The 16,380-nt window shown below is 73.6% G+C and carries 20 protein-coding genes; 9 read left to right on the forward strand and 11 right to left on the reverse strand.

The genetic code is table 11. The annotated features are described in order from the left end of the window. Positions 1-5: 5 nt before the first annotated feature. Positions 6-1,037: a hypothetical protein gene (locus ACZ6S8_RS33120; RefSeq protein WP_469461250.1), complete on the reverse strand. Its 1,032-nt coding sequence runs from the start codon at positions 1,035-1,037 to the stop codon at positions 6-8. Then, complete coding sequence (locus tag ACZ6S8_RS33125; protein ID WP_469461251.1) at positions 1,034-1,969, reverse strand: phosphatase PAP2 family protein; 936 nt, start codon at positions 1,967-1,969, stop codon at positions 1,034-1,036. The genes ACZ6S8_RS33120 and ACZ6S8_RS33125 overlap by 4 nt, the downstream gene beginning before the upstream one ends. A gap of 153 nt (positions 1,970-2,122) precedes the next feature. On the opposite strand from ACZ6S8_RS33125, the gene ACZ6S8_RS33130 reads away from it, so the two are divergent. Beyond that, positions 2,123-2,746, forward strand: coding sequence for a TetR/AcrR family transcriptional regulator (locus ACZ6S8_RS33130; protein ID WP_469461253.1), 624 nt, complete (start codon positions 2,123-2,125; stop codon positions 2,744-2,746). A 144-nt stretch (positions 2,747-2,890) separates the two neighbouring features. Here the strand turns inward: ACZ6S8_RS33130 and ACZ6S8_RS33135 are convergent, their stop codons facing one another. Together ACZ6S8_RS33135 and ACZ6S8_RS33140 are read right to left on the reverse strand one after the other, a co-directional pair. After that, complete coding sequence (locus tag ACZ6S8_RS33135; protein ID WP_469461255.1) at positions 2,891-3,427, reverse strand: TerD family protein; 537 nt, start codon at positions 3,425-3,427, stop codon at positions 2,891-2,893. Between the two features lie 109 nt (positions 3,428-3,536). Continuing rightward, positions 3,537-4,655, reverse strand: coding sequence for a hypothetical protein (locus ACZ6S8_RS33140; RefSeq protein WP_469461257.1), 1,119 nt, complete (start codon positions 4,653-4,655; stop codon positions 3,537-3,539). A 219-nt stretch (positions 4,656-4,874) separates the two neighbouring features. Between ACZ6S8_RS33140 and ACZ6S8_RS33145 the strand changes: the two genes are divergently transcribed. Next, positions 4,875-5,687: a glutamate ABC transporter substrate-binding protein gene (locus tag ACZ6S8_RS33145; RefSeq protein WP_469461258.1), complete on the forward strand. Its 813-nt coding sequence runs from the start codon at positions 4,875-4,877 to the stop codon at positions 5,685-5,687. Positions 5,688-5,748: 61 nt separating this feature from the next. On the opposite strand, the gene ACZ6S8_RS33150 is transcribed toward ACZ6S8_RS33145, so the two are convergent. Continuing rightward, a complete protein-coding gene (locus ACZ6S8_RS33150) occupies positions 5,749-6,423 on the reverse strand; it encodes a hypothetical protein (protein WP_469461259.1) in 675 nt (224 codons plus the stop codon). 300 nt (positions 6,424-6,723) lie between these two features. Here ACZ6S8_RS33150 and ACZ6S8_RS33155 point away from each other — a divergent pair, with 300 nt between their 5' ends. The 4 genes from ACZ6S8_RS33155 (at position 6,724) to ACZ6S8_RS33170 (ending at position 9,106) form a co-directional block, all read left to right on the forward strand. Next, a complete protein-coding gene (locus ACZ6S8_RS33155) occupies positions 6,724-7,539 on the forward strand; it encodes an endonuclease I family protein (protein ID WP_469461261.1) in 816 nt (271 codons plus the stop codon). 125 nt (positions 7,540-7,664) lie between these two features. Further along, positions 7,665-7,988: a DUF3040 domain-containing protein gene (locus ACZ6S8_RS33160; RefSeq protein ID WP_469461262.1), complete on the forward strand. Its 324-nt coding sequence runs from the start codon at positions 7,665-7,667 to the stop codon at positions 7,986-7,988. 89 nt (positions 7,989-8,077) lie between these two features. Beyond that, positions 8,078-8,497, forward strand: coding sequence for an amphi-Trp domain-containing protein (locus tag ACZ6S8_RS33165; RefSeq protein ID WP_469461264.1), 420 nt, complete (start codon positions 8,078-8,080; stop codon positions 8,495-8,497). A 90-nt stretch (positions 8,498-8,587) separates the two neighbouring features. Further along, entirely contained in the window at positions 8,588-9,106 is a 519-nt protein-coding gene (locus ACZ6S8_RS33170) for a GNAT family N-acetyltransferase (RefSeq protein WP_469461265.1), read from the forward strand. A 28-nt stretch (positions 9,107-9,134) separates the two neighbouring features. Here ACZ6S8_RS33170 and ACZ6S8_RS33175 read toward each other — a convergent pair whose 3' ends face one another. Next, the gene (locus ACZ6S8_RS33175) at positions 9,135-9,743 is read right to left on the reverse strand and encodes a hypothetical protein (protein ID WP_469461267.1); all 609 of its coding nucleotides are present in this window, start codon (positions 9,741-9,743) and stop codon (positions 9,135-9,137) included. 303 nt (positions 9,744-10,046) lie between these two features. Between ACZ6S8_RS33175 and ACZ6S8_RS33180 the strand changes: the two genes are divergently transcribed. Beyond that, on the forward strand, positions 10,047-10,298 hold the full coding sequence (locus ACZ6S8_RS33180; RefSeq protein ID WP_469461269.1) for a hypothetical protein: 252 nt from the start codon (positions 10,047-10,049) through the stop codon (positions 10,296-10,298). 39 nt (positions 10,299-10,337) lie between these two features. Here the strand turns inward: ACZ6S8_RS33180 and ACZ6S8_RS33185 are convergent, their stop codons facing one another. The 3 genes from ACZ6S8_RS33185 to ACZ6S8_RS33195 form a co-directional block, all read right to left on the reverse strand. After that, positions 10,338-11,936 (reverse strand): beta-N-acetylhexosaminidase, encoded by a 1,599-nt coding sequence (locus ACZ6S8_RS33185; protein ID WP_469461270.1) that lies wholly within the window; start codon positions 11,934-11,936, stop codon positions 10,338-10,340. Positions 11,937-12,034: 98 nt separating this feature from the next. Next, entirely contained in the window at positions 12,035-12,475 is a 441-nt protein-coding gene (locus ACZ6S8_RS33190; RefSeq protein ID WP_469461272.1) for a GlcG/HbpS family heme-binding protein, read from the reverse strand. Between the two features lie 84 nt (positions 12,476-12,559). Then, complete coding sequence (locus ACZ6S8_RS33195; RefSeq protein ID WP_469461274.1) at positions 12,560-13,801, reverse strand: MFS transporter; 1,242 nt, start codon at positions 13,799-13,801, stop codon at positions 12,560-12,562. A 307-nt stretch (positions 13,802-14,108) separates the two neighbouring features. Here ACZ6S8_RS33195 and ACZ6S8_RS33200 point away from each other — a divergent pair, with 307 nt between their 5' ends. Both ACZ6S8_RS33200 and ACZ6S8_RS33205 read left to right on the forward strand, forming a co-directional pair. Continuing rightward, on the forward strand, positions 14,109-14,579 hold the full coding sequence (locus ACZ6S8_RS33200; RefSeq protein ID WP_469461275.1) for a MarR family winged helix-turn-helix transcriptional regulator: 471 nt from the start codon (positions 14,109-14,111) through the stop codon (positions 14,577-14,579). Positions 14,580-14,623: 44 nt separating this feature from the next. Further along, positions 14,624-14,965 carry a hypothetical protein gene (locus ACZ6S8_RS33205; protein ID WP_469461276.1) on the forward strand — a complete coding sequence of 114 codons (342 nt, stop codon included), beginning with the start codon at positions 14,624-14,626 and terminating at the stop codon, positions 14,963-14,965. A gap of 202 nt (positions 14,966-15,167) precedes the next feature. Here the strand turns inward: ACZ6S8_RS33205 and ACZ6S8_RS33210 are convergent, their stop codons facing one another. Further along, positions 15,168-15,863 carry an RNA polymerase sigma factor gene (locus ACZ6S8_RS33210; protein ID WP_469461278.1) on the reverse strand — a complete coding sequence of 232 codons (696 nt, stop codon included), beginning with the start codon at positions 15,861-15,863 and terminating at the stop codon, positions 15,168-15,170. Between the two features lie 7 nt (positions 15,864-15,870). Further along, the gene (locus ACZ6S8_RS33215; RefSeq protein WP_469461279.1) at positions 15,871-16,335 is read right to left on the reverse strand and encodes an LAETG motif-containing sortase-dependent surface protein; all 465 of its coding nucleotides are present in this window, start codon (positions 16,333-16,335) and stop codon (positions 15,871-15,873) included. Positions 16,336-16,380: the final 45 nt, after the last annotated feature.

Consider the following 16,380-nt stretch of genomic DNA (forward strand, 5'->3'; position numbering starts at 1 on the left):
GCGCGTCATGCTGCCACACGGGTCGCCGGTCCGGCGGGAGCGACGGGGGCGGCGGGAACCGTGGGAGCGGACGGCACGGACGGGGCTACCGGGGTGATCGGGGCGGCTGCGACGACCGGGGCCCCGGAGACGATCGGGACCTCGCGGACGGCAGGGCCCGCCGGGACGGTGGCGCCCGCGGGTACGGTCGCCCCGGCCGCCACGGCGGTGCCGGCCGGCGCCGGTGGCGTCCGGGTGAGCAGGAGCACGCCGCGCGCGGCCGCGAGGGCTCCCGCCGCCGCCAGCAGCACGCCGGCCGCACCCCCCTGGAGGCGTTCGCCGAGCAGCACCATGCCGATGGCGGCGGCGGCGAGGGGGTTGGCCAGGTTCACGACGGCGAGCGGGGCGCCCAGCCCGCCCCGGTAGGCACGCTGGGACAGCAGCATCCCGCCGACCGCGAAGACCACCACGAGCGCGGCCACCGAGACCACCCGGACGCTGAGCAGGGCTCCCCCGCGGCCGCCCGCCACGGCCACCGTCTGGGTGAGGGCGGAGGCCGCCGCGGAGGCGAGTCCGGAGGCCGTGGCGTGCCGCAGCCCCGAGCGCGGGTCCCGGGCGGCGGTCAGCAGCAGGATCACCGCGGCCGTCGCTCCGGAGACGGCGAACGCCTCGGCCAGGGTGAGGGTGTCGTCGGGGGCGGGTCCGGACGCGGGGAGCAGCAGCAGGCCGAGTCCGGCGACGGTGGCCAGCGTGCCCCGCCATTCCGTGGCCGCGACCCGGCGCCCCGCTCCGCGCGCCCCCAGCGGAACGGCCGCCACCAGGGTGAGCGCGCCGAGGGGCTGGACCAGGGTGAGCGGGCCGTAGCGCAGGGCCGCCGCGTGCAGCAGCGCCGCGGCGGCGTTCAGCCCGGCCGACCACCACCAGGCGCCGTTGCCGAACAGCGCCTTGGCGGTACGGGCCTCGGCGGCGCGGGCGAGCCGCTCCTGGGCGACGGCGGCGGCCGCGTACGTCACGGCGGAGGCGAGGCAGAGCCCGACGGCGAGGGCGGTGGCGTTCACCGTCCGGCCCCCACGGCGGCGCGCTCGCCGCTCGGACGCGGCAGGCGGCGTACGGGCACGGCTCCGGAGGCGTCGGGCGCGCCGGGGCCGCCACCGGACCCGCCGGCACCGGCGCCTTCGGTGGCGGAGGGTGCGGATGCGGCGGGGTCCCCGTGGGTCCCGGAGGCCTCGGCGAGGCCGGTGCCCGCGCCCGTCGTGGGGCCCGGGGGGCCCGGCCGGGGGATCAGCAGGAGCGCCGCCCCCAGCAGTACGGTCGCCACGATCGCGTCGAGCCAGTAGTGGTTGGCGGTGCCGACGACCACGAGCAGGGTCACCAGCGGGTGGAGCAGCCACAGCGGTCGCAGCCGGGAGCGGGTGGCGGCCATCATGCCCAGCGCGAGCATCAGCGCCCAGCCGAAGTGCAGCGAGGGCATCGCCGCGAACTGGTTGGCCATCGTGTCGGCGGCGGGCGCGGCCCGGTAGACGGTGGGGCCGTAGACCTGCCCGGTGTCGACGAGGTGCGCCGCGGCGAGCATCCGCGGAGGTGCGAGCGGAAAGGCGAGGTGGAGGGCGAGGGCGGCTCCGGTGAGGACGACGAGGACCCTGCGCGCCCAGAGGTAGTGGGCGGGGCGGCGGGCGTAGAGCCAGATCAGGAACAGCGCCGTCGCGGGGAAGTGGACGCCCGCGTAGTAGGTGTTCGCGGTGCGCACGAGGGTCTCCCCGTGCAGCAGCAGCCCCTGCACCAGTCCCTCTCCGGGGAGGCGCAGGGTGCGCTCGGCGTCCCAGATCCATCCGGCGTTGCGGAAGGCCTCGTCGGTGCGGCCGGTCGAGAGCGTCCGGCCGGCCTTGTAGACGGTGAAGAGTCCGGCGACGAGCAGCAGCTCGCGTATGAGGCGGCGGCGCGCGGCTCTCGGTCCGGCTGCCGGCCCGGCAGGTGTGGTGTGGGAGGTCATCCCCCGGTCTCGCTTCCTGTTTGCGCGCACATCGACACGCCAGTGTATCGATACATTCGCGTATCGATACGCCGGTGTACCGATACGGTCGCGTTCCCGTACACTCCGAACAGGAACGTGCCACCGAAGCGCCCCCGAGGAGAGCCGCAGCCCATGACGTCGACGCCGGTCACCGCGCGCCGCTCCAAGATCAGCCCGGAGCGGGAGCAGGAGTTCTACGACGCCGTCCTGGACCAGCTGCGCGAGGACGGTTACGAGGCCCTCACCATGGAGGGCATCGCCGCTCGGGCCAGCTGCGGCAAGTCCACGCTGTACCGGCAGTGGAAGACGAAGCCCCAGCTCGTCGCCGCCGCCCTGCGGGCCGGCCGGCAGGGCACCCTGGTCGCGGTGGACACCGGGTCGCTGGCGGGAGACCTGCGCGAGGCGGCCCGGATCGCGGGCTGCACCTCGGGGCGGGACACCCGGCTGATGCAGGCCCTCGGGCACGCGGTCCTGAGCGACGAGGAGCTCCAGGCCGCGCTGCGCGAGGCCCTGGTCGGCCCGGAGCTGGCCGCCTTCGACGTGATGGTGGCGCGGGGCGTGGCGCGGGGCGAGATCACCGCGGACCACCCGGCCGTGGAGTTCCTGCCGGCGCAGCTGATGGGCGTGCTCCGCATCCGGCCGGTGCTGGAGGGTCGGTACGCCGACGCCGAGTACCTGGTCCGCTTCGTCGACGCGGTCCTGCTGCCCGCCCTGGGTCTGACCCCGCCCGGCTCCCCGGACGGCCCGACCCCCTGATACCGGCGGCCCGCCGGCTCGATGACCGGACGGCGGACCGCCCGCGCTGCCTCGTGGGGACGGCGGCAGCGCGCCACCCGGACCGGGCGGCGGCCACTCCCGAGCGGAGTGACCGCCGCCCGGTCTGCGCGGCCCGCGTCTCCGTCAGCGGGCGGCGCCCATGATGCGGGTGAACTCCTCCGGGTCCGTGTCGAAGCCGTGCAGGCGCGCGGTCAGCGACCAGCCGCCGGAGGCGTCCCGGACGAACTCGGCCACCGTGGCCGCGTTGGCGGTCGCGAGGGAGTCGAAGTCGGTGGACGCCAGGTCGATGTGGCCCTCGCGTATGCGGACGCCCGCGCCCTCGATGTCGGCGAACGTCTTCCCGGCGTCGCCCGCGTCGGCGCGCTGGATGACCACGCCCACCACGATCCGGCGCAACTCCGCCGCCATCCGGTCCAGTTCGAGGGTCATGACCTCGTCGAAGCCGAAGCCCTGACCGGTGTGGCTGTCCCGGTTGAGGGTGATGGTGCCGTCGGGGGACCTGCTGCCGAAGTGGACCAGGTGGACGGGGGTGCCGTGCAGGTCCGCCGCTCCGTAGACCGCGACGACTATGTCCAGGTCGTTCGCCGGTGTGCCGGCCCGACTCGGGTCCCACCGCAGTGCGACCTCTATTTTGGCCAGCCCCTTGCGTACACCGGTCACCGAACTCCCCCTCCGTTTGCCGGGATCTGCCCGGCCATCGTGCCACGCGGCCCGGGCGGCGGGCCGGGCGACCGTACGATCCCGGCCGCCGGCCCGCCGCCCGGAGGCGTCACCAGTCGCCGTCCTGCACGGGTTTGCCCGGCCGCGGGGCGTTTCCGAGCGGCTTGATCTGGCCGGGAACCGGTTCGGACCACGGGGTGTGGTCGTCGCCCAGCCACTCCCCCACCGGCTTCACCTGACCCAGGGGTCCGGCCGGGGCGAGGTCGGTGCCGGACTCGTCGTAGTAGTCGAACCAGGGGAGCCCGGCCCGCGTGTAGGCGGCCCGGTCGACGGGCGACGGCGGCGCCTCCTCCCCGGTGATGCGGCGCCACGCGGGCGGGGTCACCAGGTGGACGAAGACCCGGGCGGCCGGCTGCTCGTCCCAGTCGGCCAGCGGCCGGTCGTCGCGGTAGACCTCCTGGCGCATGGAACCGCCGGCGCCCAGCCCCATGGCAGGGGCGGGAACGGGCGCCGCCGCGGCGCGCGGGGCCGATCCGGGCTGCGGGGGGCCGCCGGGCGCCGCCGCCATCGGCATGGGCACCGCGCCGCCGTACCCGCCGACGGCGCCGGGAGCGCCCGGGGGCGGGCCGGCTCCGTACCGCGGGAGGGCCGCGCGGAGCCTCGCCTGCTCCGCCCGGAGCCGCTCCTCCTCGGCGCGGCGCCATGCGGCGAGCGCCCCCGCGCGCAGCGGGAACGCCTGGAGCTGCACCCCTCCGGTCGTCTCCTCGCCGGTGACCTGGCCCTCGACGGTGGCGCCGAGCCCCAGCGGCACGGCGACGAACTGGCGGACGGTGCCCTCGCCCGAGTTGATCCCGTCCAGCCACGGCTGGCGCGGCAGCACCAAATAATTCTGTGGCCTGCGCGCGAGCCGTCCCGTCCAGCGCTCGCCGGAGACCGCGCACACCTTCCCGACGCCGACCTGGAGGGCTCCGGGCTCCCGGGTCCCGCCGAAGCTCAGCCACATCGCCTCGCGCAGGTAGACGGGCAGCATCACGCCGCCCTTCGCCAGCCACTCCGGCGGCACGGTGTCGGGATAGTCCTCGACCCGGCGCAGCGGGAAGTCGCCGAGCCCCGGAGGCAGCGCGTGCGTACCCGACTCGGGCAGCCGCAGGGTCCGGACGAACCGGATCCGCACCCCCTCGCCCAGTAGCAGCGTGTTCCCGTCGATGCGTACCGAACCTGCTCCCATGCCCACCCCTTTATCCCGCTCCGGCCCGTTTCGACCGCAGATCCTGCGGCCGATCCGGATCGTTATCCTCAAGTTTTACTCAGATCTAGTGACGCTGCGGCTATCACCTTCCTAGCTTCCTCGTACACGTGTCACGACAGACGTCCCCCCACGTCCCCGCGGTTCCACGTGCGTCGGCGATCCCCGCGCACGTCCCGCGTTCCGAGGAAAGAGTGCAGCATGAAGGTTCCCCAGGCCGGCGCGGTCTCCGCAGTGATCGCCCTCGTCCTGACCACCTCCGGATGCGGTGGCGACGAAGAGGCCAAGGGGATCTCCATCGGCATCAAGTTCGACCAGCCCGGCATCGGGTTGCGCGAGGCCGACGGATCGTTCACCGGCTTCGACGTGGACGTCGCCACGTACGTGGCCAAGCAGCTGGGCTACGGCCCGGACCGGGTCGAGTTCAAGCAGGTCTTCAGCAACGACCGCGAGCTGCTGCTCCAGTACAACGAGGTCGACTTCGTCGCCGCGAGCTACTCGATCAACGCGAAGCGCAAGGAGAAGGTCGACTTCGCCGGGCCGTACTTCGTCGCGCACCAGGACCTGCTCGTGCGCGCCACCGACAACAGCATCACCAAGGCGGAGGACCTCAACAGCAAGAGGCTCTGTTCGGTGACGGGCTCCACGTCGGCGGAGAACATCAAGACCAGCCTGGCACCGAAGGCGAGCATCCTGGAGCTCCCCGGCTACTCGGAGTGCCTCGTCGCCCTCCAGGAGAACCAGGCGGACGCCATGACCACGGACAACGCCATCCTGGCCGGGTACGTGGCGCGCAAGGGCAACGAGGGCAAGTTCAAGCTGGCGGGCCAGAGCCTGAGCAACGAGAACTACGGCATCGGCGTCAAGAAGGGCGACAAGGAGCTCCAGGTGAAGATCAACGACGCGCTGAAGAAGATGGTCCAGGACGGTTCCTGGGACGAGGCCGTGAAGAAGAACTTCGGTCCGGCCAACTTCACCTACGACCCGGCCCCGCAGGTCGCCCCGGTCGGCTGACCCGCACCGGGCCGCGGGCCGCCGCCGCGCGGCGGGTCCGGGCCGGAGCCGACGCCGCGGTTCACGCCGCGGGCGGCGCGTAGTGCGCCAGGTAGTCGCGCAGCAGCGGGTCGAGCCCCGCGGGGTCGCCGCCGTGCACCGCCCGCCACAGCCGGTTCTCCATCCAGAAGCGGTGGGCGAACTCCTCGAAGGAGGGCGCGCACCACAGCATCGCGGTCCTCTGCTCCTCCGTGTCACCGAGGTGGTCCCCCTCGTACTCGTAGTCGAGGTGCGAGTGCACGACGAACGTCTCTCCCGACGGTCGCAGGTAGAGGTACCAGATGACGCAGTCCTGCTGGTCGCGCAGGAAGCGGACGAGGAAGGCCCCCGGCTCTACCGGGCTCGGTATCGGGTCCGAGACGTCGCTCCAGCAGCCCGTCACGGAGACCTCGTCCAGCAGACGGTGCAGGCGCGAGGAGGTCTGGAAGACGGTGAAGTCCCCCGGCAGCACCAGACCTTGGGCGTCGAGCAGGCCGGCCAGGGCGTCGAGTCTGGCCACCTGCCGCGGCACCACGTCGCCCGCTCCCCCGAGTTCCTCGTAGGCGCCCGTGAACCGGCTCGGGTCGAGCGGCGGCAGCGTCTCGTAGGGGTAGCGCTCGTACGTGTAGCGGCAGGGGCGGTACTCGCCGAGGTCGGTGGCGCACCAGGCGGCGGCGAAACCGGCCGGGAGCAGGGCGGATCCGGATCGTTCACTCATCGAAAACCCCGTCGGTCACTGCGAGCGGTTCGTATCGGATCCACCCTGGCACCCGCCACTGACAACAGCCCTGGACACGGGCGCCGGTCGGGCCGCGGGCGGGCGGCTTCCCGGCCCGCGTCGCACCCGTCACCGCACGTGGCGCCGCGTGCGCGACCCCGGCGGTCACCCTGATTTCCGCGTGCCGGACACATGGTTTTCACCTGATCAGCACATGACAATGGGAGCCTCGCTCTGCCACCTGACACCCCGCCAACCGCCATGGCGGGGACGGTGCGTGTGGAGAGGAACCCCCACGTCATGAGATTCTCCCGCCTGACTCCCGGGGCCGCCGGCCTCGCGGCGATCGCCCTGCTGGCCGTGCCGGCCACCGCTTCGGCCGGACAGGAGCGGACGGCGGCTCCCCACGCCGCCGCGACCGGTTCCGCCGCGATCGAGCCGTACTACGCGGCCGCCGAGGGAAAGACCGGCGCCGCGCTGAAGTCGGCCCTGCACAACATCATCAAGACCCAGTCCACGGTGAACTACGACGGGGTGTGGAACGCCCTGAAGGTGACCGACCAGGACCCGGCGAACCCGAACAACGTCATCCTGCTCTACTCCGGCCGCTCCCAGTCCAAGTCCACCAACGGCGGCGGGGCCAACGACTGGAACCGCGAGCACGTCTGGGCCAAGAGCCACGGCGACTTCGGCACCGCCACCGGCCCGGGCACCGACCTGCACCACCTGCGCCCCGAGGACGTCACCGTCAACAGCACGCGCGGGAACAAGGACTTCGACAAGGGCGGCAGCCCCGTCGGCGAGGCCCCCGGCAGCCTCACGGACTCCGACTCCTTCGAGCCGCGGAACGCTGTCAAGGGCGACGTGGCGCGGATGCTGCTGTACATGGCGGTCCGCTACGACGGCGGCGACGGATTCGCGAACCTCGAAATGAACGACAAGGTCAACAACGGCTCCGCACCCGCCATGGGCCGGATCAGCGTCCTGAAGCAGTGGAGCCAGCAGGACCCGCCGGACGCCTTCGAGAAGCGTCGCAACCAGGTCATATTCGACAGCTACCAGCACAACCGGAACCCGTTCATCGACCACCCCGAATGGGTCGCCTCCATCTGGTGATCCCGCGGCGGCGGGCGGTGACCCCGCGGCGCGGGGGTTGGGCCGCGCCAGGAAGGGTATTCGCCGGTCAGAGGCCACCGACCGCACCCCGCGGCCGGTGGCCGAGCCGACGGAGGGACGTCGCCATGGACGGAGCCGGACTTTCGGACCGCGAGGAGCGCGCCTTCTCCGCGATCGAGGCCCAACTGAGGCAGGACCGCTCCCTCGAACGGATGCTGCGCTCGACCCCCCGACGCCACCGGATCGTGGCGGCATGCCTGCTGGGCGCGGTGACGGCGGCCTTGTTCGTGGCGGCCTCGGTCACCGTGTCGCAACCCCTGATCTGGGCCTTCGCCGCCGCCTGGACCCTCACCGTGGTGACCGCGCTGCCGCTGATCGGCCGGTGGCTGCTGCGCCACTGGCAGGGCCGGGATCACACGCCCGGCCGGAACCCCGACGACCGGCTGTAGGGCCGCGCCGCGGGAGCACGGAGATGTCCGATCCGGCGCATGGCCGCAGAATGGGCGGTATGTACCGTCGATCCTGATTGGACACGCGCATGACCGACCTCAAGTTTGAGCTGAACCGCTCCTTGTCCCGCCTGGAGGCGGCCGACCAGCTCTCGGCGCTCGCCGCGATGCTGAGAAGGGGCGGGCAGGCCGAACTCGAACTCGGCTCCGGGACCATGAGCCTGCGCATCCCGGACGACCTTCGCAGCGAGATCGAGGTCGAGGTCGACGACGGGCAGATCGAGCTGGAGATCGAGCTCACGTGGTCGATCGAAGGGGCGCGGACCGCGCCGCGGAAACCGGCGGCGGCCCCGGGCAACGTCCCGGACACAGCGGCGGACAAGGCCCCCCGGAAGGCCGCGGAGAAGGCCCCGGCGCGCAAGACCGCACCCGCCGGCAAGTCCGGCCGGGGCAGCACGGCCACCAGCAGGAGCAAGAGCGCCAAGCGGTCCGCCGCGAAAGCCCCCTGAGCCCCGCCCCGAGCCCCGCCCCGAGCCTCGGATCGGCCGCGCGCGAGAGCCTCTCCCCGCCCACCGCAGGGCTCCTGGGATACTGCTGCCGTGAATGCCGGAACGGGGTGGGTCCTGCGTGCCGCGCGGCCGACGGACGTGGAGACCGTCGCGGAGCTGCGGGCCACGGTGCTGCGTGCGGATCTGGAGCGACTCGGCCGCTACGACGAGCACCGGGTGCGGCAGCGCCTGCGGGATTCCTTCTCCCCGCAGCACACGTCGCTCATCATGGTCGGCCGCGAACGCGCAGGGTCCATCACGGTCCGGCCCGCCGACGGCGGGCGTCTGCTGGAGCACTTCTACCTCGCCCCGTCCCACCAGGGCCGAGGCCTCGGGTCGGCCGTCCTGCGCACGGTCCTGGAGCACGCCGACGTGCAGGGAACGGCCGTACGCCTGAACGTCCTGCGGGGTAGCGCCGCCCAGCGGCTCTACGCACGTCACGGGTTCGTCGTGGAATCCTGCGATGCCGTCGACGTCTTCATGGTGCGGCCCCCGGGCGCGGGCGACGGGCGGGCAGCCGGCGCCACCCGCGGGGCGGCGCATGACCGTGTGCCGCTGCCACGGCTGTGACATCGGCACACAGGACACACGGTGCGGGCTAGTCGGTGCAGTACCTCTTGAGCGCCGAGTCGAAGGCTGCCGTGTAGGCGGCGTCGTGCGCTTCCTTCGCGGCCTTCTGGGAGGCGGCGTCAGGCGCGAGGCCCTGCGGTGCGGGCTTCAGCTTCGGCTTCGCGTCACAGACACCGGACTGGGCCAGGTCCTTGCCATCCGTGAAGCCCTCCTTGGCGCCGGCCTTCCGCGCCGTGTCGATGGCCTTCTGGTTGACGGCGTCCTGGGCCGCCTGGCCGCCCAGGCAGGTCGCGTTGATTCCGCCGCCGCCCGCCTGCGTGGCGGTGTACTTGCCGGCGGGCACGTCGGCGGCCGTGAACTTCCCGTCCTCGCCCACGGTGATCAGTACGCCGCCGGGGCCGTCGCTCTGGTCGATGGTGACCTTGGTCCCCTTGGTGAACCCTTCGCCGGTGACGATGGCCTTGGTCGCGTCGCCCGCTTTCGCTTCGACGAAGCACGCCGCGGACGGCACGGCCTGCAGACTGGTCTGCGGACTGCTCTGCGGACTGGCCGCCCACACCGCCGCGGCCGTCGGCCCGATGGCGAGCGAACAGGCCAGGAGGGGGGTGCAGAGGATGATGCGAGTGCGCTTGTTCATCTCGTGGTCCTCACCTTGGGTGGGAGAGGGGTAAAGGACGTCAAGTACCCGCTTCGGAAGCGGGCTTGTGAGCCGGGCCCCGAGCTGTCGCGTCGTACCGGACGGGTGCACTCCCCACGCACGTACCGATCCGCTCGAAAGGCAGGCCTTCCCTTCCATAGTCCCCCGCCCCTCAGCACCTGTCGCGCCCAAACCGATGCACAAACAGGGCAAATCGCCACACTGTGGCTGCGTGCCTACCGTCGAGGGACAGGGCCTCCGAGCGGAGGCACCCCCCGATCGACGACCCGAAGGAGCATTCCCGTGATCGTCAAGAAGCTGCACGACTCCGGAGTGAAGAGCGAGCACGCCTACCTGGCGGCGACCGTGTCCATCGGTCTGTCGCTGGCCTCGTGGCTGGCTTCCCATCAGCAGGAGGACCTGGAACGAGCCGACCGGTGGGGCATCTTCGTCGGAGAGTGGGCCCCCACGTTCTTCGGGCTCGGCCTGGCCCTTGCGAACTACGAGCGGGAGGACTCGGACTCGGATCCCGCGCCCGCCTCCGCCTCTCGGTGAGGCCGTGCGCCCGGACCTTCGCAGCCGCCCGCCTCGTGGTCAGAGGCGGTCGGACAGGGCCTTGAACTCCGCCCAGGAACGGGCGGGTCGACGGTCGTCCCAGACCTTCTGGGAGAGCGCGGCCAGCGGGGTGCGGATGCCCTGCGCCACCTGCGCCTGGGTCTGGGCGTTCGCCAGGTCGGCCCATACGGCGAGCCGGGCTCCCAGTATCTGCGGCCCGTACCGGGCCGGGACCGGGGTCGTGCCGCGGAGCACCAGCGGGGTCCACTCCTCGTAGATGCGCCGCCCGGTGGGATAGGTGAACTCGTTGGGCTGGCCGAGGACGTAGTACAGGTACTCGTCGTTCAGGTTGACCACCTTGCGGCCCTCGCGCAGGTACTCCAGCGGCGGCCGGGCGCCGAGTTCCTTGCCCGTCCAGTACTCGACCTGGAGGTCCTCGGCGGCCTTGGCGACCCCGCCGGAGAAGAACCCGTCGTTCCAGGCCTTGAGCGCCTTGCCGGAAGGACGGACCACGTCCGCGCGGTCGTTGAGCCAGCCCGTGGCCAGGTCCTGAACGCGCGCCGCGGGCCCGTACCGCTCCCGGGCGGCTGCGGCGAGCTGCGGGAAGGAGGCCTGCGGGTCGCGGACGACGAGTGCCTGGTACTCGTCGGCGCCCAGGTGCCAGGCACCGCCGGGGAACAACGGCAGGTACTCGCGCAGCAGTTCGTCGATGAGCTTGGCCGAGGCCGGGTTGGATATGTCCACCGCTCCCTTGACGGCCTTGCCCTGGACGTCGCGCAGTTGCAGGTCCGGGTGGGCGCGCAGTACCGCGCCGAGGTGTCCGGGCGAGTCGATCTCCGGGACCACGGTGATGTGCAGGCTCGCGGCCAGGGCCGTGATCCGGCGGACCTCCGCCTTGGTGAGGTGCGGGGTGGAGACGATCTCGGGATGGCTGTCGGACTCGATCCGGAAGGCCTGGTCGTCGGAGAAGTGCAGCCCGAGCTGGTTGAGTTTGAGGTCGCCCATCTCGCGCAGCCGGTCCTCGATCCAGTCCGGCGTGAAGTTCTTGCGCGCGATGTCGAGGTTGAGCCCGCGCTGCGGCCGGGCCGGGGCGTCGCGCACCGTCCCCTCGGGGGCGGAGCCGGCGGCCTTCACGGCCTGCTTGAGGGTGCGGGTGCCGTAGAAGACGCCGGCCTCCTCGCGGGCGGTGATCCTGGCCCGGCCGTCCTTGACCGTGAGGGTGTACGACTCGGGCGCCTCGGAGGCGGCGGCGTCCAGGGACAGCTGTACGTCGCCGGGGTCGGGGTCCTGGGCCTCGGCGAAGCCCATGCCCAGTTCGCCGGCGAGCAGCTTGGCCTCGTCGGTGAGGGCCGCGGCGTCGTCGGCGCCGACGATCACGCGGCCGCCGGTGGCGGGCTTCCAGCCGGGACCGCGGGCCGGGACGTGCTCGCGCACGGCGGGGATGGTGCTCGGGGCCGTCGACATCGGGTACGTCTGCGTGGGGGTGGGGGCCGGGGTCGGGTCGGCCGTTCCGGGAGTGGCGGCCCGGGCCGGGGTGCTGTTTCCGGGGGTGGGGGCGGCCGCGGGAGCCTTTTCGGAGGCGGCGGAGCAGCTCGGGACGGCGAGGGTCACCAGCGCGGCCACCGTTGCCGTCGCCATGACGTGGACCCTCATGTGTCGCCTCGGATTTCGCATCGTTCGCCCGTGTCCCCCGTACCAACGTGGCACGGGGGACACGGCCGCGCGACCCGGCGGGCTCAGACCAGGGCGTCGAGCGCCGCCGCGGCGAACCCGTGGTCCTGGTCGGGGGCGCCGCCGCCGACGCCTACGGCTCCGATCAGGCGGCCGTCGCGGTGGACGGGCAGCCCGCCCGCGATGAAGAGGAGGGGCCGGTCGAGGGCGGTCGGCAGGGTGTGGAAGGGGCCGTCGGGCCGGACGGCGTCGGCCAGGTCGGCGGTAGGCGCGTCGAGCTGGAGGGCCGTGAAGGCCTTGCGGGTGCTGGTTTCTCCGGAGATCAGGACGGCGCGGTCGTCGCGGCGGAAGGCCAGCAGGTGGCCGCCCGCGTCCAGGACCGAAACGCTCACGGTGACCCCGGCCGCGTCGGCGGCGGCGCGGGCCGCGGCGACGAGCAGCTCTGCGTCCCCGGTGGTCAGCGGGGCGACGGCGGTGCGGGGCGCGTGGGTGGTGGTGGTCGACATGGTGTGTGTGCTCCTTGAGCGGTACGGGCCCGGGTGCGGGGTTCCGGTACGGGCCGCGGTGGGTGCGGGGTGGGGAGGCGGGTGTCAGTGGTGGGCGGCGACGGGTGCGGCGGCGCTCCCCGGGGCCGCGCTCCGGGCCCCGTCGGCCGGGAGGACGTTGGCGGGGAGGACGCCGCCGGCCGTACGGCGCTCCAGAGCGCCCGAGACGAGGGCGAGTACGAGGGCGGAGGCGGCCAGGGCCGCGCCGACCCAGTTCGGGGCGGTCCAGCCGAGGCCGGCGGCGATCACGAGCCCGCCCAGCCAGGCGGCCAGGGCGTTGCCGAGGTTGAAGGCGCCGATGTTGACGGCGGAGGCGAGGGTGGGCGCGCCGGCGGCCTGGTCGAGCACCCGCTTCTGCAGCGGCGGGACGGTCGCGAAGCCGAGGGCGCCGATGAGCACGAGGGTGACGGCCGCGCCGGCCTTGCTGTGGGCGGTCAGGGTGAACACCGCCAGCGTGACGGCGAGGGCGCCGAGGGACACGTACAGCATGGGCATCAGGGCGCGGTCGGCGAACCGGCCGCCGACGAGGTTGCCGGCGACCATGCCGAGGCCGAAGAGGACCAGCAGCCAGGTGACGGAGCTGTCGGCGAAGCCCGCGACGTTGGTCATCATCGGGGTGACGTAGGTGATCGCGGCGAAGACGCCGCCGAAGCCGAGGACGGTCATCGCCATCGCGAGCAGCACCTGCACGTTGCGGAAGGCGGCGAGCTCGCTGCGGATGCGGACGCCGCCGGCGGGCCGGGGCAGGTCGGGCACCAGCTTGGCGATGCCGAGCAGGCCGAGGACGCCGAGACCGGCGACGATCAGGAAGGTGACGCGCCAGCCGAGGGTCTGCCCGACGAGGGTGCCGAGGGGGACGCCGATCACGTTGGCGACGGTGAGGCCGGTGAACATCATCGCGATCGCGCCGGCCTTCTTCTCGGGGGCGACGAGTTCGGCGGCGACGACCGCGCCGATGCCGAAGAAGGCGCCGTGGGCGAGCGAGGCGACCACGCGCCCGGTCAGCATGACGCCGAAGGCGGGGGCGAGGGCGGAGAGCACGTTGCCCGCGATGAACAGGCCCATGAGCAGCATCAGCATCCGCTTGCGGGGGATGCGGGTGCCGAGGATCGTCATCAGCGGCGCGCCGAGGACCACGCCGAGGGCGTAGCCGGTGACCAGGAAGCCCGCCGTGGGGATCGAGACGCCGTAGTCGCCGGCGACCTCGGGGAGCAGACCCATGATCACGAATTCGGTGGTGCCGATCCCGAAGGCCCCGATGGCGAGGGCGAGGAGTGCGAGAGGCATGAGGGGAGGTGCCCTTCAGGGAGGTGGTGGAGCGGGGGCGGCGCGCGGCCGTCGAGGGAGACATACGGTTGCTGTCGCCGCTTACGTGCGTCCACATTAATTGCAGACGCGGGATATTTGCAAACGCGGGATATTGCGCGAGTGGCCTATCCTGGTCGTGCACGTGCCGCCGCGCCCCGCGCGGACGCACCGAAGACCGCGAAGCACCGCGAAGCACCGCGAAGCACCGCGAAGCACCGCGAAGCACCGCGAAGCACCGCGAAGCACCGAACGACCGGAACGACCGCACCCGCAATTGGAGGAGCCCATGACGGCCACGGACAGCGCGCTCACCGCCCTCTCGCAGGGCTGGTGCGCCCTCTCCCTCCTGCACGGGCGGATCGAGGCGCACATCGAGCGGGCGCTGCAGGCGGGGCACGGCCTCAGCGTGCGCGAGTTCTCGCTGCTGGACGTCCTCAGCCGCCAGCACAGCGGACCGGGCGGGCACCTGCGGATGCACCAGGTCGCGGACTCGGTGGTGCTCAGCCAGAGCGCGACGACGCGCCTGGTCAGCAGGCTGGAGGACCGCGGGCTGCTGAACCGCTACATCTGCGACACGGACCGGCGCGGCATCTACACGGACGTGAGCGGGGCCGGCCTGGACCTCCTCGCCGCGGCCCGCCCCACGAACGACGCCGCCCTGCGCGAGGCCCTGACCCAGGCCGCGCTCGACCCGCAACTGGCCCCGCTGGTCACGGCGGTGGAGAACACCGTCCCCGCAGCGCCCCGGGGGCACTGAACACGAGCGGGCGACCCCGTCAGCGCTGCCCCGCTGACGACGGCGTGGCCCCCGGGCCGGCCGACGGGGCCGATGCGGACGTGGACGGCTGCCGGGACGCGCTCGGCGTGCCCGGTGGCTGCGGCGACGAGGGCGAGGGGGCGGCCGACGGGTTCCCCGCGCGGGACGTCGGAGTCACGGACGGCGTCGCCCGCGGGGCCGGGTACGACGCCGTGACGTCCGGCCCGGGGCCCGGGGTGGGCTCCGCCGACCCGGCCCTCCCGTCCGACGGGGACGGCTGCACGGACGGCGACCGGCCCGGCATCGGGGTGGACGGCGTCAGCTCCGGCGGCGCGGCCGGCGGAACCGGCCGCGGCGGCCCGGGGTCCGGCGCGAGCACCAGGTAGCCCACCATCGCCGCGGCCGCCGCGGCGAGACCGGCCAGCGGCAGCGTGAACCCGCGCAGCCGCGCCAGCGGGGAACGCCGCAGTCCCGGCCCCGGCGGGTCCGCCGGGCGCAGAACGCGCACGGTGATCCCGGCGGCGCGGGCGTCGAGGGCCTGCCGCAACCGCCGCTCGGCGGGGTGTTCGCCGTCGTGCGTCGTACGCGTCATACCCGACCCTCCAGAATCCGTTCCAGCGCGTCCAGTCCCCGGCTCGCGTTCGACTTGACCGCGCCCCGGCTGATGCCGAGCGTGGCCGCTATCTCCGCCTCGCTGAGGTCGGCCCAGTACCGCAGCACCAGGACCTGCCGCCGGCGCGGGGTCAGCCTGCCGAGCGCGGCGAGGACCTCGCGGTGCGCCTCGCCGAGCACGACGTGCGCCTCAGCGGACGGCGCGTCGACCGCCGCCGGCGGTGTCCACGCCCGTACGGTCCGCCGGCGGCGCAGTACCGAGCGGGAGGTGTTGACCACCGCCGTGCGGAGGTAACCGAGGGCGTTGTCCACCTCGGTGATGTGCTCCCCGTGGCGGCGGTACAGGGCGGTGAAGGCGTCCTGTACCACGTCCTCGGCGGTGGCCAGGTCGTCGACGAGCAGCACGGCCAGCCGCACCATGCCCAGCCGGTGGGCGTGGTACAGCGCGGTGACCGTGGGCGGGGCGCCGTCCCCGGGCGTCGGCCCGTGGCCGTGGGCGGGCTCGTGGCCGTGGGCGGGCCCGTGGTTGCCGGTCCGCTCGTACGGGTGCGCGTACGCGGGCCCGGCCGCCGGCGGGGAGGAACGGTCGCGGCGCAGGAACGACCACAGGCCCCGCCGCGCCCGGTCGAAGACGGGAGCGGCGGGGCCGGCGGTCGGTGCGAGGTGGAGCACGTGGTTCCTAGGCGTTGGTGCGGCGCCGTACGGCGTACAGGGCTCCGCCGCCGACGACGATCAGGCCGGCGGCGCCGGCGCCCAGGGCGGTGGTGGTGGCGGACGAGCCGGTCTCGGCGAGCTCCGGCGTACCGGACGCCGCACCGGGGGCCGCGCTGGGAACGGCGGCGGGGGCGCCGGTCGGCCGGGCGCTCGGCGCGGCGCTCGGGGACGCGCTCGGGGACGCGCTCGACGGGGTGCTGACCGACGGAGCGGGCGCCGGGGCGGCGCTCGGCGTGGCGCTCGCGGGAGCGCTGGGGGCGGCGCTCGGCGTGGCGCTCGCAGGAGCGCCGGGGGTGACCGGGGCGGGGGCGGCCGAGGGAGTGGTCACGGCGGAGGCGGGCCCGGCGAGAGCGACGGCCACACCCACGGCGGCAACGGTGACGGCCACCGCTCGGCGGACGGGCTGGGGGACGCGCTTCAGGTTCTTCACGGTGGTTCTCCACGGTCGGTCGAGGACGCCGGATCACGCCCTTCA

The organism is Streptomyces sp. NPDC048461 (genome assembly GCF_055587105.1).

Coding starts and splice junctions, on each gene's coding strand:
- ACZ6S8_RS33195 (WP_469461274.1), bottom strand. CDS start 13,801: ATGCCTCTCGCACTCCTCGCCCTCGCCATCGGGGCCTTCGGGATCGGC.
- ACZ6S8_RS33160 (WP_469461262.1), top strand. CDS start 7,665: ATGGACGGAGCCGGACTTTCGGACCGCGAGGAGCGCGCCTTCTCCGCG.
- ACZ6S8_RS33200 (WP_469461275.1), top strand. CDS start 14,109: ATGACGGCCACGGACAGCGCGCTCACCGCCCTCTCGCAGGGCTGGTGC.
- ACZ6S8_RS33190 (WP_469461272.1), bottom strand. CDS start 12,475: ATGTCGACCACCACCACCCACGCGCCCCGCACCGCCGTCGCCCCGCTG.
- ACZ6S8_RS33185 (WP_469461270.1), bottom strand. CDS start 11,936: ATGGCGACGGCAACGGTGGCCGCGCTGGTGACCCTCGCCGTCCCGAGC.
- ACZ6S8_RS33145 (WP_469461258.1), top strand. CDS start 4,875: ATGAAGGTTCCCCAGGCCGGCGCGGTCTCCGCAGTGATCGCCCTCGTC.
- ACZ6S8_RS33140 (WP_469461257.1), bottom strand. CDS start 4,655: ATGGGAGCAGGTTCGGTACGCATCGACGGGAACACGCTGCTACTGGGC.
- ACZ6S8_RS33175 (WP_469461267.1), bottom strand. CDS start 9,743: ATGAACAAGCGCACTCGCATCATCCTCTGCACCCCCCTCCTGGCCTGT.
- ACZ6S8_RS33150 (WP_469461259.1), bottom strand. CDS start 6,423: ATGAGTGAACGATCCGGATCCGCCCTGCTCCCGGCCGGTTTCGCCGCC.
- ACZ6S8_RS33130 (WP_469461253.1), top strand. CDS start 2,123: ATGACGTCGACGCCGGTCACCGCGCGCCGCTCCAAGATCAGCCCGGAG.
- ACZ6S8_RS33125 (WP_469461251.1), bottom strand. CDS start 1,969: ATGACCTCCCACACCACACCTGCCGGGCCGGCAGCCGGACCGAGAGCC.
- ACZ6S8_RS33155 (WP_469461261.1), top strand. CDS start 6,724: ATGAGATTCTCCCGCCTGACTCCCGGGGCCGCCGGCCTCGCGGCGATC.
- ACZ6S8_RS33165 (WP_469461264.1), top strand. CDS start 8,078: ATGACCGACCTCAAGTTTGAGCTGAACCGCTCCTTGTCCCGCCTGGAG.